The 15,076-nt window shown below is 73.8% G+C and carries 14 protein-coding genes; 7 read left to right on the forward strand and 7 right to left on the reverse strand.

The window, feature by feature from the left end; all coding sequences use genetic code 11:
• Positions 1 to 78: 78 nt before the first annotated feature.
• Complete coding sequence (locus tag ACFVFQ_RS11355; protein ID WP_383412560.1) at positions 79 to 1,359, forward strand: MFS transporter; 1,281 nt, start codon at positions 79 to 81, stop codon at positions 1,357 to 1,359.
• Here ACFVFQ_RS11355 and ACFVFQ_RS11360 read toward each other — a convergent pair.
• Together ACFVFQ_RS11360 and ACFVFQ_RS11365 are read right to left on the reverse strand one after the other, a co-directional pair.
• Entirely contained in the window at positions 1,325 to 1,558 is a 234-nt protein-coding gene (locus ACFVFQ_RS11360; protein WP_383412564.1) for a DUF397 domain-containing protein, read from the reverse strand. The two genes, ACFVFQ_RS11355 and ACFVFQ_RS11360, sit on opposite strands and share 35 nt — an antisense overlap.
• Positions 1,545 to 2,369: a Scr1 family TA system antitoxin-like transcriptional regulator gene (locus tag ACFVFQ_RS11365; protein ID WP_383412567.1), complete on the reverse strand. Its 825-nt coding sequence runs from the start codon at positions 2,367 to 2,369 to the stop codon at positions 1,545 to 1,547. The genes ACFVFQ_RS11360 and ACFVFQ_RS11365 overlap by 14 nt, the downstream gene beginning before the upstream one ends.
• 174 nt (positions 2,370 to 2,543) lie before the next feature.
• On the opposite strand from ACFVFQ_RS11365, the gene ACFVFQ_RS11370 reads away from it, so the two are divergent.
• The gene (locus tag ACFVFQ_RS11370) at positions 2,544 to 2,900 is read left to right on the forward strand and encodes a hypothetical protein (RefSeq protein WP_383412570.1); all 357 of its coding nucleotides are present in this window, start codon (positions 2,544 to 2,546) and stop codon (positions 2,898 to 2,900) included.
• Between the two features lie 19 nt (positions 2,901 to 2,919).
• On the opposite strand, the gene ACFVFQ_RS11375 is transcribed toward ACFVFQ_RS11370, so the two are convergent.
• The 4 genes from ACFVFQ_RS11375 to ACFVFQ_RS11390 form a co-directional block, all read right to left on the reverse strand.
• The gene (locus ACFVFQ_RS11375) at positions 2,920 to 5,007 is read right to left on the reverse strand and encodes a tetratricopeptide repeat protein (protein ID WP_383412573.1); all 2,088 of its coding nucleotides are present in this window, start codon (positions 5,005 to 5,007) and stop codon (positions 2,920 to 2,922) included.
• Between the two features lie 221 nt (positions 5,008 to 5,228).
• On the reverse strand, positions 5,229 to 6,242 hold the full coding sequence (locus ACFVFQ_RS11380; RefSeq protein WP_383412576.1) for a nucleoside triphosphate pyrophosphohydrolase: 1,014 nt from the start codon (positions 6,240 to 6,242) through the stop codon (positions 5,229 to 5,231).
• Between the two features lie 99 nt (positions 6,243 to 6,341).
• On the reverse strand, positions 6,342 to 6,983 hold the full coding sequence (locus ACFVFQ_RS11385; RefSeq protein WP_383412579.1) for a SurA N-terminal domain-containing protein: 642 nt from the start codon (positions 6,981 to 6,983) through the stop codon (positions 6,342 to 6,344).
• A 323-nt stretch (positions 6,984 to 7,306) separates the two neighbouring features.
• Positions 7,307 to 8,098 (reverse strand): HNH endonuclease family protein, encoded by a 792-nt coding sequence (locus tag ACFVFQ_RS11390; RefSeq protein WP_383412582.1) that lies wholly within the window; start codon positions 8,096 to 8,098, stop codon positions 7,307 to 7,309.
• Between the two features lie 128 nt (positions 8,099 to 8,226).
• On the opposite strand from ACFVFQ_RS11390, the gene ACFVFQ_RS11395 reads away from it, so the two are divergent.
• The gene (locus tag ACFVFQ_RS11395; RefSeq protein WP_383412585.1) at positions 8,227 to 9,693 is read left to right on the forward strand and encodes a DUF2079 domain-containing protein; all 1,467 of its coding nucleotides are present in this window, start codon (positions 8,227 to 8,229) and stop codon (positions 9,691 to 9,693) included.
• 434 nt (positions 9,694 to 10,127) lie between these two features.
• Here the strand turns inward: ACFVFQ_RS11395 and ACFVFQ_RS11400 are convergent, their stop codons facing one another.
• A complete protein-coding gene (locus tag ACFVFQ_RS11400; RefSeq protein ID WP_383412587.1) occupies positions 10,128 to 11,033 on the reverse strand; it encodes a DUF3027 domain-containing protein in 906 nt (301 codons plus the stop codon).
• 403 nt (positions 11,034 to 11,436) lie between these two features.
• Between ACFVFQ_RS11400 and ACFVFQ_RS11405 the strand changes: the two genes are divergently transcribed.
• The 4 genes from ACFVFQ_RS11405 to ACFVFQ_RS11420 all read left to right on the forward strand — a co-directional run bounded on the left by ACFVFQ_RS11405 (position 11,437) and on the right by ACFVFQ_RS11420 (position 15,071).
• Positions 11,437 to 12,822, forward strand: a complete 1,386-nt coding sequence (locus ACFVFQ_RS11405) for an MFS transporter (protein ID WP_383412590.1) — start codon at positions 11,437 to 11,439, stop codon at positions 12,820 to 12,822.
• A gap of 91 nt (positions 12,823 to 12,913) precedes the next feature.
• A complete protein-coding gene (locus tag ACFVFQ_RS11410; protein WP_383412593.1) occupies positions 12,914 to 13,423 on the forward strand; it encodes a hypothetical protein in 510 nt (169 codons plus the stop codon).
• A gap of 26 nt (positions 13,424 to 13,449) precedes the next feature.
• The gene (locus ACFVFQ_RS11415) at positions 13,450 to 14,223 is read left to right on the forward strand and encodes a futalosine hydrolase (protein WP_383412596.1); all 774 of its coding nucleotides are present in this window, start codon (positions 13,450 to 13,452) and stop codon (positions 14,221 to 14,223) included.
• Positions 14,220 to 15,071, forward strand: coding sequence for a 1,4-dihydroxy-6-naphthoate synthase (locus ACFVFQ_RS11420; protein ID WP_383412599.1), 852 nt, complete (start codon positions 14,220 to 14,222; stop codon positions 15,069 to 15,071). The genes ACFVFQ_RS11415 and ACFVFQ_RS11420 overlap by 4 nt, the downstream gene beginning before the upstream one ends.
• Positions 15,072 to 15,076: the final 5 nt, after the last annotated feature.

Genomic DNA, 15,076 nt, shown 5'->3' on the forward strand with positions numbered 1-15,076 from the left:
GATCCATCACCCATCACGATCGATGCAATGAAAACAATGCGTTGGACCGATGAATGCTCCGGGCGGACGCTTGTCCCCATGAGAACCGCAGCAGCGCGAGCAGAGACCGGACCGGGCGAGAACCCCGGAGGCGACCCGGGCCCCGCGGCCCCGGAAGCACCCGCCTCCCGCCTGGGGCGCGGCACCCTCCTGTTGATGTCCGTCGCCACCGGCCTCTCGGTCGCCGGCAACTACTTCGCCCAGCCCCTCCTCGACGTCATAGGCCGCGACCTCCACCTCTCCGCCGGCACCGCCGCCCTCGTCGTCACCGTCGCCCAGACCGGCTACGGCCTCGGCCTGCTGCTCCTCGTCCCCCTCGGCGACCTGCTGGAACGCCGCCGGCTCGCGGTCGTCCTGTGCGCCTTGACCGCCGCCTTCCTGACCGTGACGGCCAGCGCCCCGAACGGGGCCCTGCTGCTGATCGGCACCGCCCTGACCGGCCTCGCCTCGGTCGCCGCCCAGGTCGTCGTGCCGTTCGCGGCGACCCTGTCGGCGCCCGCCGAGCGCGGCCGGACCGTCGGCACCGTCATGACCGGCCTGCTGCTGGGCATCCTGCTGGCCCGCACCGCGGCCGGCCTGCTCGCCGAACTCGGCGGCTGGCGCACGGTCTACTGGGTCAACGCGGCCCTGATGCTGCTGATGGCGCTCCTGCTCCGGCTCCGCCTGCCGGCCCTGCGCACCACGGTCGGCCTGAGCTACCCCGCCCTGCTCCGCTCCACCCTCGCCCTGTTCTCCCAGGAACCGGTACTGCGCTGGCGCGCCGCGCTCGGCGCCCTCACCTTCGCCGGCTTCAGCGTCCTGTGGACCGCGGTGGCCTTCCTGCTCTCCGGCCCCGCGTACGGCTGGGGGGAGTCGACGATCGGGCTGCTGGGGCTGGTCGGCGCGGCCGGCTCCCTCGCCGCCTCGATGGCCGGCCGGCTGGCGGACCGCGGCCTGGCCCACCGCGTCACGGGGGCCGGCACGGTCCTCCTCCTGCTCTCCTGGGGCCTGTTGGCGGCCGGCGGCACGGGCGGCACCTGGTCGCTGGCGGCCCTGCTGATCGGCGTGATCGTCCTGGACCTCGCCGCCCAGGCCGTCCACGTCAGCAACCAGAACCTCGTCTACGCCGTCCGCCCCGAGGCCCGCAACCGCCTCAACTCCGCCTACATGACCAGCTACTTCGCCGGCGGCGCGGCCGGCTCCGCCCTCACGTCGGTGGTCTGGGTCGCCGCCGGCTGGGGCGGGGTGTGCACCCTGGGCGCGGCGCTGGCGGCGGCCGCGGTGGCGGTGTGTGCGGTGGACCGCCTCAGGCGGCCGGCTCCCCGAACTCCCCGCCCCTGACGGCGGACACGAACGCCGACCAGCTCGCGACGGGGAATATCAACGCGGGACCGGAGGGACGCTTGCTGTCACGCACGGGGATGTTGGCGTGGCCGCGGGCGACCTCCAGGCATTCGCCTTGATCGCCTCCGCTGTGGCTCGACTTGTACCACCCGGCGAGGGCGGACGAGTTGGAGACAAATCCCTTACTGCCGACCATGCGTGTGTTCCTCTGCTGCCGCCCTGACGAGGGCAATGGACTCCTGCTGCGACAACGCGTCACCCAGGGCCAGAGCGTAGGCCGTCTGACTGGCACTCACCAATGCCGGATCATCCATCAAGTTCCCCGTCACGAAGCCCTCGACATAGGCCACCGGGGCCGAGTCCTCGAAGCTCATGAGCGTGAGCAGACTCTGCTGGAGCGCATGCGCCCCCACATCGAAGGGAAGCACGTGCAGCCGCAGCCGCCCCGATTCGGCCAGGTCCGCGACCCTGCGCAACTGCTCAGCCATGGCCTGCGGCCCGCCGACGCAGCGCCGGAGGACGGCCTCGTCGAGCAGCGTCCAGGCGACGGGCCGCATCGGCCCGTCGAGGATGCGGCGGCGTTTCGTTCGGGTGACGATGAACTCGTCAAGCTCCTCGGCCGTGTAGTTCGGCCAGTAGGAGCGGAACAGGGCACTTGCATACTCGTCGGTCTGCAATACGCCGGGGATCAGCGTCAGCGCGAAGTACTGGATCAACGTGGCCTGTTGCTCCAACTCCGCCACGGCCGCGAAGTGGTCGACGTACTTCGACTCCAAGTCCTCCAACCACCGCAAGAAGAAGCCGTCCGTCTTCAACGCCTGGTCGATCCGCCGCGCGTCGTCCGGTTTCGGAAGCCGCCGGCCCGCCTCGAAGTGGCTGATCAACGTCGGCGAGCACACCACGATCTCGCTCAACTCCTCCTGCGTCAGACCGGCCGCTACGCGCCGAATCCTCAACTCCTCCCCGTACTTCTCCCTGGGGGTACGTGGCCGGTGTTTCCGCTCCATGGGCTGAACTCCCCTCCTTGACAACTGCGTTGTCGGGCTCGACCTACTGGCAGCGTAGCCAGAAGAGGCCGAATCTGTGAGGGAACGGCCACACAGCGTGAAGAAGCGCAGACCCTCGCGACCGGAGTGCACCGGCCCGAGGGCGTGGCCACCAACCCCACGGAGGTTGACGACATGACCGAGCCTAACGGAGGGCTCATGGACGGCGGACGGCTTCTGCCGTGGTCCAGCCCGGAAGGAAAGCCCTGCTACCTCCTCTCCGGCGACGGGACCGGATACGTCTCCCGTATGGCCGACCGGGTCGAGGCCGAGCAGCTCGACTCGGCGGCCGAGCTCATCGAGGAGGCCGGCCACGTCCTTCGGGAACGGACCTGGACGCCCGGCGAAATCCACCTGCTCGCGGCCGACTTGACCACCTCGCTCGCCAACGTCCGCCGGGTGGCGGTGAGCCGGGGCGCCCGCCTGCCCGAGCCTCCGTACGACTGTCCCGACCGGGAAGCCCCTGAGAGGGACGCAACGCGTCCCACCTGAGCCAGCGGGCTCAGCTCACTCAAGACTCCCCCAGGGCCCGCCTGGCCCCGGGATGCCCCATGGCCGCCGCCTTGCGGTACCAGGCGGTGGCCTCGGCGTCCTCGCCCGCCTTCTTGTGGAGTTCGGCGAGGCGGAACGCGGCGTAGGCGTCGCCCTGTTCGTAGCCGGCGAGATACCAGGTGCGGGCCTCGTCGAGGCGGTTGCGGGACTCCAGGAGGCGACCGAGGTTGGCGGCGACCAGCTTCTCGCCGTCCTCGACGCCCTCCCTGAGCTCCTGTTCGGTGTCGATGCCCGAGAGGGGGTCGGCGAGGTACTCCAGCGCCTGGGCCGCGCGCTCGTCGCCCCGGTCCACCGCGCGCCGGAGCCAGAGCACGGCCTCGGTGCGCTCGCTCCAGCGGATCAGCAGCGCCGCGTAACTCGCCGCTACGGGCTCGTAGTTGGCCTTGAGGGCGGTGAGGTAGCTGCGGAAGGCGCCCTTGTCGTCGCCGCTGCCGAGCAGCAGGTCGCCGTGGAGGTGGGCGGCCTCGGCGTTGCCGGCTTCCGCGGCGGCGCCCAGCCAGTGCTGTGCGCGCTCGCGCAGCAGCTTTCCCAGCAGCGTCGCCGCGTCCGCGTCCCCCGCTTCGGCTGCGGTCTCCAGGAAGGGCTCGGCCGCCCGGTCTTCGCCCCGCTCGGCGAGCAGCCGGCCGAGGCGGGCGGCGGACCGCGCCTCCCCGGCGTCCGCGGCCCGGCGGAACCAGCGCTCGGCCTCCACCGGCTCCCCGCGCGCCTCGGCGAGGACGCCGAGGTTGTGCAGGGCTCGGTTGTCCCCCTCCTCGGCGGCGCGCTCGAAGGCGGCCCGGGCCTTCGCCATGATCTCGGCGTAATCGTGCGCCGCGTCCGTGCGGGCCGCCTCCAGGGCGCAGCCCCACACCGGGCCCGATACGGGCGGGAGTTGACGCCGGGCCGCCGCCGCGATGAGGAACGGCGCGGCCCGCCAGGTGTCGCCCGACGCCCGGTCGAGGAGCCGCAGCAGACCGTGGCGGCGCTCGATCGCCCAGGCTTGGGCGTCCGCCACCGACTCCCGCTCCATACCGGGCACGTCGTCGTACCCCTCGTGGACCTTGAGGAGCAGGTCCATGGTGAGCGGCCCGGTCAGGCCGCAGCGGGCGAGGTCGAGGGCCGCGCGGACCAGGGCGTGACCGCGCGGGTGCCGGTCGGCGCGGCGGGCGCGCCACCACTCCTCCCAGAGAAGGGGGGAGAGGGAGAGGTAGGCGGGGGCGCCTTCGGGGCCGCTCGCAGCGGCCGCGTCCAACAGGCGCGGGTCCCCCGTGCCTGCGGCCTCCGCGGCGAGCCGATACCGCTCTGCCAGGCTCCACTCGCGCCCCAGCTCGACGGTGTGCGCGAGGTCGAGGACCCGTCCGCGGGGCGCGTTCCGACAGTCGTCGTAGGCGTCCTCCCGCATCGTGGCCAGCACGACGACCCGCAGGGCGGCCAACTGCGCGAGCAGGCGCGGCTCCAGTCCACCGCTGTCACCGAGGTGCCCGTCGAGGTCGTCGAGCCAGACGACGTAGCGGTCCGAACGCCCCTGGAGCAGCACGGGCAGGCCGCGCAGGTCCGTGCCGCGGGCGGGCGCGAACACTCGGCGGCCGGCCGGCCCGCGGGCCAGGGCCGCCAGCGCCGTACGCGACTTCCCCGTGAACGGTTCGCCGAGCAGCAGCACCAGCCCGCCCTCCGCGCGGGCCGCGCCCAGCGCCTCGTCGAGCTCGTGATCGTGGTCGCGGGGGACGTAGGGAGGGAGGGGCGGGTGGTCGGGGACGCGGTGGGCGGGCCGCACGCCGAGGGCGATCGGGTCGACGTCCCCGGCCGTGGGCCAGCTCTCCGGATCGGGGAGGGCGCCGGGGTAGGCGGTCGTGTGGAAGGTGAGCGCGCTGATGGCGCCCGCCTGGACGATGGGGCCGTGGACGGTGCCGCCGGAGACGAGGTTACGGACGGCGGCGGGTGCCCGGGCGGGGCCCTGAGGCTCGGCGGGCGCGGGCGCGGGCAACTCGTCTACGAGGGAACGGATTTCAGCGGCAGCGCCCGAGTCGTTCTCCATCAACTCGCGCAGGAGGATCTGCCACGTGGGCACGGACTCCGTGTCGCCGGCATACGACCCGTGCGGCATCTCGGGAAGCAACGTGTGGTCGTCATCCTGAACGCGGCGGAACATCTTCACGAGACGCCAGCGAATGTCATCCCATGTCTCGGTGCTCGCTGCGTGCACGATCGCCGTCGCCGCCCTGACCACCAACTCCTCGTCCACCCGCACCCCTCCCCCTCAACTCCCGTCCCCCCAACGGTACTAAGCCCCTACTCCTCGCCCCCCTCCGCCGCCAGCACCGCGTCCCGATAAGCCCGAGCCGCCGCCCGAAGTGCTGCCTCTGGGTCGATGCCCTCGGATTCGGCGCGGACGGCGAGCGAGAGGAGTTCGTAGCCGATGCCGGGCCCCGATGGCAGCGGTACCTCCAGGCCCGCCGTGCGGGCGCGGGAGGCGAGCTTGGCGGTGAGGGCGAGGCCGGGCTGGGCGAGGGGAACGCCCTCGGTGACGGACGCGCGCTGCTTCTCCTCGGCCTTGGTGCGGAGCCAGTGGGCCTTGACGTCCTCGGGGGTCTCGGCGGTCTCGGCGCCGAAGACGTGCGGGTGGCGGTGGAGCAGCTTCTCGACGATCGTGCCGGCCACGTCGTCGATCGAGAACGGGGCGTCGGGGTCGTCCTGGGCGATGCGGGAGTGGAAGACGACCTGGAGGAGGACATCGCCGAGCTCCTCGCGCAGCGCCTCGCGGTCCCCCTCCTCGATGGCCTCGACCAGCTCGTACGCCTCCTCAATGCCGTACTTGGCGAGGTCGCGGTGGGTGCGGATGCTGCTCCAGGGGCACGCGGTGCGGATCTGGTCCATGACCTGGACGAGGTCGAGCAGGCGGGCGCCGGGGAGGTCGTAGGAGCCGGGCAGCAGCTCCAGGTCGGGCATGGTCTCGCGGCCGGAGCCGGCCAGGCGGGCCAGGCCGTCGGTGAGGGCGCTCTCGCCGTCGGCGGAGGTGAGGACGACGGCGGTGCGGGCGGCCGGGACACAGTAGTCCACCAGCTCGCGGGCGGTGGGGGCGGCGGTCTCCACCACGATGCCGGCCTCGTGGAGGTAGGGCAGTTGGGGGTGGTCGGGGTCGGCGCACAGGACGCGGTCGGCGGTGCGCAGGGCCTGCCAGGCGGGCCAGGAGAGCAGGCCGGGGGCGACCCGGTGGCTGGTCGTGAGCAGGACCAGGCGGCCGGTGCCGGGGGCCTCGGGGGCGGGCGCGGCTGCGGGGGTGGCGTCTGCGGCGTCAGCGTTCACATCAACGAACGTAACGCACGGCACTGACAGTGAGCCGAGCGCCCGGGCGGCGGCCGCCCCGCGCCCCGGAAGGGAAACGGCCGCCGCCCCCTTACGCCCCTACGCCTGCTGCTGCCGCGCCGTCGACGGGATGATCCACGGATCCTTGGTCTGGCCGAGGATCACCTGCTGGTCGTCCCACTTGCCGTAGCGGGGGTTGACGTCGACGCCCAGGGAGCGGGAGGTCTTCGCCAGGGCCTGGACGAGGGTGCGTTGGCCGGTGGGCGTGGCGCGGTCCGCGTGCAGGTGCTTGGCGAGGCCGTCGAGGAGGAGCTGGTTGCGGATCACCGCGTCGACGCGGTCGGGGGCGATGCCCTGTTGGAGCCACATCTGCTTCAACCGGGCCGGGCCGCCGGCCTGTTCCTCGGCCGCCGCGCGGCCCTTTTGGACGTCGGCGCGGGTGACCGTGACCCCGGCGTCGGCGGCGCTGCGGGCCAGCACCTCGTCGAAGATCATGCCGTTGAGGGTGGAGAGGCCGAGCCGGCCGGTGTTGGCGATCAGTTGGTTGCCCTCGGGGGACGCGGCCTGGGCGGCGCGGACCTCCTTCACCCGGGTCTGGAGCTGGGCGACGGTGATCCGCTTGCCGTCCACGATGGCGGCGGCGCCGGGGTGGGCCTCGGAACCACAGGCGGTGAGCAACGGGGTCGCGGCCAGCAGAGCGGCGGCGGCGGAAACGGAGAGCGCTGTCCTACGGCGGAACACATGGCCTCCCGGCGGATGCAGATCGTGCAACGGAACTGACAACGACGGAACTGACAACGACCGACCTGGTAACGACCTTGAGTGATCGATGCTAGGGATTCGACGTGGCGCAGGCCACTGCTTCGGCCAACGAGCCGCGGCGGGGACGGTTCCTTCGGCCGGGCACCGGCTCGGCCCCGCGCCTGCCGGCGCCACCTCACCCGGCACCTGCCGGCGCCACCTCACCCGCACCGCCCGGAAGGAACGCCCCCGACGGCCCTCGGGCCCGGATCGATCCGCGCCACCGCGGTCCGGGCCCGGGGTCGTCTCACCCCCGCACGGCGCTACTTCGCCGTGAAGCGCTCCGGCGCCTGCGTCGGGTTCCCGCCGCCCGGAACCGCCTGGTGCGGGCAGGAGTTGAGGACCTTCGCCATCGCGGCCTTCTCCTCGCGCGTCACCCAGAGCTGGTACTTCTTCTTCACCGCCACCTGCCGCGCGACATAGGTGCAGCGGTAACCGGCGTACGGCGGCAGCCAGTCCGCCGCGTCCCCGTCGCTCTTGCGGCGGTTGGCCGACGCCTCCACCGCGATCAGGTTCAACGGGTCGTTGGCCAGCGCCACCCGCTTACGGCCGTCCCACCCCCGCGCGCCCGTCCGCCAGGCGTCCGACAACGCCACCACGTGGTCGATGTCGATCGTGCTGCGCCCCCGCTGGTACTGCAACGCCTTCCCGGTGTACGGGTCCTTGGGCAGCGAACCGGCCACCACCACGCACTGCTTCGCGTCCCGGAACTTGGTGCCCCGCAGGTCCCGCTTGAGTATGTCGTCGCGGGTGCCGCAGCCGTTGCCGTCGGTATCCGCCCAGGCCGTCCCGAAACGGTTCCGGGCGTAACCGGACGTCGTCCCCGCCCGCTTGACGGCCAGTGAGTCCAGGGCGCGCAGCGCACTGCCCGGCTCCCCCTGCTTCCCGCCGTCGTCCCCCGGAACCGACGGCCCGCGCCCGGCATCTGAGGAGCCGCCACCGTGCCCGGAGCAGCCGGTCACCGTCAACAACGCGGCCAGGGCGGCAACGGCGAGGGCGCGGGGCGTACGGGAGGGGGCGGCGGAACGGCGGGTGATCGACTTCACGTCGGACATCCAATCCATGAGCGTGGCAACAGGGTTGCGGGACAGGTGAACAAGGGGAGGGCCGGCCGACGGACGCCGGACCGACCCGAAGCCCGGTCGTATATCTTTTCGGAAAATCGAGAGTGAGGACGCCGCTCATGGACACGGCCGCAGCGACGGCGGCGGTCGGCCGCTCCGGGCCCACCCCGCACCCCGCCGCACCGCACCGGCCGACCGCCCTCCGCCCCCCACCCCGGCTCGCCGCGCTCCGCGCCCCGCGCCTGGACCCGTACTGGATCGCCGGCCTCTTCTTCCTCGCCTACGCCGCACTGTCCTTCTGGCGCTACCGCACCTTCTCCACCATCTCCTGGGACCTGGGCATCTTCGAACAGGCCGTCCGCGGCTACGCCCACCTCCGGGCCCCGATCGTCGACCTCAAGGGCCCCGGCACCAACATCCTCGGCGACCACTTCAGCCCCATCCTGGTCCTGCTCGCCCCCTTCTACCGCCTCCTCCCCTCCCCCCTGACCCTGCTCACCGCGCAGGCCGCGCTGTTCGCGCTCTCCGCGATACCCGTCACCCGCGCCGCGGCCCGCCACCTGGGCCGCCGGCGCGGGCTCGCCCTCGGCCTCGCCTACGGCCTGTCCTGGGGCACCCAGAAGGCAGTTGACTTCGACTTCCACGAAATAGCCTTCGCGGTACCGCTGATCGCCTTCGCCCTCGACGCGGCGCTGCGCGGCCGCTGGAACACCGCCGCGTACTGGGCCGTCCCCCTCGTCCTGGTCAAGGAGGACCTCGGGGTCACCGCCGCCGCCATCGGGGCGCTCGCCCTGCTCCGCGCCCGCCGCCCCGCGCCCCTCCCGCTCGCCCTCGTCGCGTTCGGCCTGACGGCCACCGCCGTCACCCTCACCCTGCTCATACCCGCCTTCAACGGCTCGGGCTCGTACGACTACTGGGCCAAGCTCGGCAGCCACGGCGGGGCCGGCGTCCCCCTCGACGTCGCGCTCCGCACCCTGCTGTGGGTACTGCTCCCCACCACCGGCCTGCTCGCCCTGCGCTCCCCCCTCCTCCTCGTCGCCGCGCCCACCCTCGGCTGGCGCTTCCTCTCCCACGAACCGCACTACTGGGGCACCGACTGGCACTACAGCGCCGTCCTGATGCCCGTCGTCTTCCTCGCCCTGGTCGACGCCCTCCCGCACGCCCGCGCCTCCGCGCGCCCCTGGCTACGCTCCTACGCCCACCACCTGCCCGCCGCCGTCCTCGCCACGGCCCTCGCGCTCACCACGACGCTGCCGTTGGCGCGGCTGAGCGAGGCCGCGACGTACCGCACGCCACCGCCGGCGGTCGCGGCCGAGCGGCTGCTCGACCGGATTCCCGACGGGGCGACGGTCGAGTCCGACGTTCGCCCGATGAGCCGGCTCATCGGGCGCGCCCAGGTCTACTGGGTCGGCAACACCGGGGGGTTGACGCCCCGTTACGTCGCCGTCCAGTGCCGTGACGATGACGGCCACGGCGACGGCCGCGAGGCCGAGCGGGCGGTGGCCGATGCGGAGGCTCGGCATCCGGGGGCCGCGTATGTGGTGGTCGGGGTGGCGGGGGAGGTGGCCGTCCTGTGCCGCGCGTGAGTCTCGCCGTGGGGGTTGCTCGCCGTTGGTGAGGGTTGTTTGTGGGGTGGGGCCGCTCGTGGGTGGTGGGTGCCGGGTGCGGGGCCTCCGGGGTGGTGTCCTGGACTGCTTCGCTTTACGTCCAGGACACCACCCCTCCGGCCCCACACCCTCCCGCCGAACCCCGGCCCCACCCCAAGGGGATGAATGGTTGGGCCCTGGGTGCGCAGCCCAACCCACGCTTCTGGTCTCGGGGTTACCACGACGGGCCTGTCGTTCCTTCCCCCTCCACCGGGCGGGGGCCGCCAAGCATCGCGGGAGGGGGTGGGGTGGGCCGGAGGCGCCTGTGTGTGGACGTAAAGCGAAGCAGTCCACACACAGGTGCCGGAGGCCCGCCCCGCAGACCCCCGGCACCACAACGGACAGAGAGCGGCCCCCCGTCCAAACAACAACCCCTAGCTGTGACCGAGCTCCTCCGTCGGCCCACCGTCCTCGACGGACCCCCCATCGGCCGCGGGCCGAATCGAGACCGGCTCGACGACCGTCTCGTCGAGCACCGGCGACGCCGGCCGCGGAGGCTTCGGCATGACCGCCGCCTCCGAATGCGCCCCGCACCCGTACGACAGCGAGACGACGCGGCCGTCCGCGGGAGAGAACTCGTTGGCGCAGACGCCGAACGCGGACCGCAGCGAGCCGGCCATCGGCGTCAGGAAGCCGCAGGTCATGCAGGTGGCGGGGGCCGACTGGGCCATCTGGGTCTTGGGGCCGAAGGACTCCTCCCAGCGGTCCGCGGCGGCGTGCAGTCCGTAGCGGGACAGGACCCGGGCGCGGCCCATGCCCAGTTCCTCGGCGACCGCGGCGATGCTGCCGCGGGCCGTGACCGGCAAGGCCGCGGGCGAGCTGGCGACGACGTCGGCCTCCTCGGTGTCGGCGACGTCGGCGGCCATCCCCTCGGCGACCGGGGAGTTCGGCGGCGGGGTGTCCTCACCGCTGAAGCCGGGCTCCAGGCGGAGGTCGTCGGCCTCGGTGGGCAGCAGGTCGCCGGGGCCCATGTCGCCGGGGCGCAGCCGCTCGCTCCAGGGCACCCACTCGGGGGCCAGCATGGCGTCCGGGCCGGGCAGCAGGACGGACTCGTCCAGCGTGACGACCTTGGCGCGGGAGGCCCGGGCAACGGTGACGGCGTAGCGCCAGCCGCGGTAGCCGGGCTCCTTGCAGTCGAAGAGGTGGGTGACGACGCGGTCCCCCTCGGCAACGGCCGTGATGTGGTCGCCGACCATGCCCGGCGTCCCGACCTCTTCGGCCGCGGTGCGGGCGAGGTCAACCGCCTCGGCGCACAGGCGGTCAGGGGTACGGCTTCGCATCGCTGCACTCACAAGAATCGATTCTCTCTTCCACGCCGTCTCACGAGCGCGCCAGCCGGAGCTGTCCTGGTCCTGTCCGGACGACCGGTGGGTACCGGGGCGGGCGGAGCGGACCTGGGGACCGCGTCGACGTCCGCGCCCGGCCGGATCGTTCGGTCAAGCGCACCTCTTACGTCCTATTCTGCGCGATCGCAGGGAAATGAGGTACGCGGCCGGAACGGACCGCCGGTGGCGCTCTGGACACGCTACCCCTTCAGCGCTGCACGACCCCTCGGCGGGAGCGGCAAATCTCTTCGAGGGTGACCCGGCAGGTGGGGCGGCGCCCGGTCCGGGCCCGTGGGCGCCCCGCCCAGCCCGAGGGAGAAAACGCCCTCTCCGGGGCGAGTTGGGGCACTATGGCCGGGTGGCTGCCGCGAGGGCGTCGAGGGGGTCGCGGGCCCGCTGGGCGGGCCGGGCGGCCGGGCGCGCGCTGCACCGGCCGCTGACCGGCGCGGCCCGTGGGGTCCGGCGCGCCACCCACGCACAGGGCGCGGGGGAGTCCGGGCTGGCCAAGCTGATCGAGCTGCACGCGGTGAACTCCGCGGGTGACGTGTTGATCACGATCGCGCTGGCCTCGACGGTCTTCTTCTCGGTGCCGACGCACCAGGCGCGGGGGCGGGTGGCGCTGTATCTGGCGGTCACCATGGCCCCGTTCGCGCTGCTGGCGCCGGTGGTGGGGCCGCTGCTGGACCGGCTGCCGCACGGCCGCCGGGCGGCGATGGCGGGCGCGATGCTGGCCCGCGCGGTGCTGGCGCTGATGCTGTCGGCGGCGGTGGCCGGCGGCGCACTGGCGCTGTATCCGGAGGCGCTGGGGGTGCTGGTGGCGTCGAAGGGGTACGGGGTGGTGCGCAGCGCGGTGGTGCCGCGGCTGCTGCCCCGGCAGATCTCGCTGGTGCGGGCCAACTCCCGGGTGACGCTGGCGGGGCTGCTGGCGACCGCGGCGGCGGCACCGCTGGGCGCCGGGCTGCATCTGATCGGCCCGGCCTGGCCGTTGTACGCGGCGTGTGCGGTGTTCGTGGCCGGGACGTTCCTGTCGTTCTCGTTGCCGCACAAGGTCGATTCGGGCCGGGGCGAGGCCCGGGCCCGGTTGGCGTCCCGCAACGGCGCGGGGTCGGCCGGCCCGGGCGGCCGGCGGAACCGGCCGGGTCTGCGGACGGTCGGCCCGTCGGTGCTGCACGGCCTCCAGGCGAACGCGTCGCTGCGCGCGCTCTCCGGCTTCCTCACCTTCTTCCTGGCGTTCCTGCTGCGCGAGCACCCGTTGGGCGGGCTGGGTCCTGCGGTGTCGCTGGGGCTGGTCGCGGTGGCGGCCGGCGCCGGCAACGCGCTGGGCACGGCGGTCGGCGCCTGGTTGAAGGCGCGCGCCCCGGAGCTGATCGTCGCGGCGGTGCTGGGGCTGGCGCTGGGCGTCACGGCGGTGGCGGCGCTCTTCTACGAGGTGCTGGCGATCCTGGTGGTGCCGGCGGCCGCGGCCACCGCGGGGCTGTGCCAGGCGCTGGGGAAGCTGTCGCTGGACGCGATGATCCAGCGCGATGTGCCGGAGGCGGTGCGGACGTCGGCGTTCGCCCGGTCCGAGACGGTGCTCCAGATGTCGTGGGTGGTGGGCGGGGCGCTCGGCATCGCGTTGCCGCTGCTGGGCGTGTTGGGGTTGGCGACGGCCGCGGTGCTGGTGGCGGTGGGTGCGGTGCTGGCCGTGCGGGGGCTGCTCGACGCGGGCGGGCGGGGCGGCCGGCCGGCGCCCCGGGTGGCGTGACGGCGCCGGTGACGCCCTCGGGCGGCGGGCGCGGGTGCGGCGCGCCGCACCCGCGCGTGGCGAGCGCCGGGACGCCCGATAGCCTGCCCGTATGACCGCTGCGTTGATCTCCCGGGGCAAGGGCCGCCGCGCCGCCGCTGCCCTCGGTGCCGTGTCCCTGGGCCTGCTCACCCTCTCCGCCTGCCAGCAGCCGACCGCGCTGGCGACCGTGACCGTCGGCACGAAGACGGTGACGGCGGAGGTGACCCCCGGCTGCGACGGCGACGGCAAGTCCCTCGACCAGGCGGCCCTCAAGACCTGCATCACCAAGAAGGGCGGCGACACCATCACGGTGCGCCCGGGTGAGAAGGTCCGCGTGGGCGTCGACCCGAAGGTGGCCAAGGCCGGCTGGTTCGTCATCGGCGGGCAGCCGCTGATGCGCGCGCCGAGCACCGAGACGTACCGCACCTTCAACGCGGACGACCTCTTCAAGCAGACCAACCCGGCGACCGGCCAGACCGGTTCGCTGGACGAGGTGACCCTGCTGGTCGCCGAGGCCGGCAAGAGCACCGGCCAGGGCCCGGTGGCCATGTGGCACTTCAACCTGAAGCAGAAGGACTGAGCGCACTGAGCGCCAGGGGGCGTCTGGTGCGGACGCTGGTCGTCACCGCGGTGGCCGCGGAGCGCGACGCGGTGTGCGCCGCGCTGGCCGTCGACGACGCCGCGGACGGCCCTCGCGTCGAGGCGTTGCCGGGCGGCGGTGCGCTGCACCGCGCGCCCGCCGGCGCCCCGGCCCCGGACGTGCTGGCCGCCGGCGTCGGCCCGGCCGCCGCGGCCGCCGGCACCGCCACCGCGCTGACCGCCGCCGCGCTGGCCGGCGCCCCGTACGAGCTGGTGGTCTCGGCCGGTATCGGCGGTGGCTTCGCGCCCGCCGCGCCGCTGGGTTCGCTGGTCGTGGCGGACGCGATCGTCGCCGCCGACCTGGGCGCCGAGACGCCCGAGGGCTTCGTGCCGGTCACCGAGCTCGGCTTCGGGACGGTGGCGCACCGCCCCGACCCGGCGCTGGTCGCGGCCGTCGCCGCGGCGTCCGGCGGGGCGGTCGGCCCGGTCGTCACGGTGTCCACGGTCACCGGCAGCGCCGCCCGCGCCGACGAGCTGGCGACCCGTCACCCCGGCGTACTGGCCGAGGCGATGGAGGGCTTCGGCGTCGCCGAGGCAGCCGCCGCGCACGGCCTGCCGGTGCTGGAGGTCCGTGCGATCTCCAACGCGGTCGGCCCCCGGGACCGCGCCGCCTGGCGGATCGGCCCCGCCCTCGCCGCGCTCACCGACGCCTTCCGCACCTTCCCCGGAGCCGTGACCGGCGTCCGCGCGGCGGCCCCGGATGCGGCACCGCCGCCCCACACCCCCCGGAGGACCCCATGACCGGCCCGCTGTCCATCGCCTACTCGCCGTGCCCGAACGACACCTTCGTCTTCGACGCCCTGGCGCACGGCCGGGTCCCGGACGCGCCGGAGCTGGCGGTCACCTTCGCCGACATCGACGTCACCAACGGCCTGGCCGAGCGCGGCGAGTTGGACGTGCTGAAGGTGTCGTACGCGGTGCTGCCGTGGGTGTTGGAGGAGTACGCGCTGCTGCCCTGCGGCGGGGCGCTGGGGCGCGGCTGCGGCCCGCTGGTGCTGACCCGTCAGCCGGGCGGCGCGGCGGACCTGGTGGGCAAGACGGTCGCGGTGCCCAGCGAGCGGTCCACCGCGTACCTGCTGTTCCGGCTGTGGGTGGCGGACCAAGTGCCGGGCGGGGTCGGCGAGATCGTGGTGCTGCCGTTCCACGAGATCATGCCGGCCGTGCGGGACGGCAAGGTCGACGCCGGTCTGGTCATCCACGAGGCCCGCTTCACGTACCAGGACTACGGGCTGCACTGCCTGGCGGACATGGGCGAGCACTGGGAGCGGACCACCGGGCTGCCGATCCCGCTGGGCGCGATCATCGCCAAGCGGTCGCTGGGCGAAGGGGTGTTGCGCGGGCTGGCCGACGCGATCCGCACGTCCGTCCGGATGGCCTGGGACGACCCGGAGGCGTCCCGGCCCTACGTCCTGGAGCACGCCCAGGAGATGGACCCGAAGGTCACCGACCAGCACATCGGGCTGTACGTCAACGAGTTCACCGCCGATCTCGGCGAGGACGGCTACGCCGCGGTGCGCGGGCTGCTCACGCGCGCCGCGGCCGAGGGGCTGGTACCGCCCCTCGGCCGCGATGCGCTGAAGTTCGTCTGACGGTC

Origin of the sequence: Streptomyces sp. NPDC057743 (assembly GCF_042798755.1) — a bacterium.
Classification (GTDB): domain Bacteria; phylum Actinomycetota; class Actinomycetes; order Streptomycetales; family Streptomycetaceae; genus Streptomyces.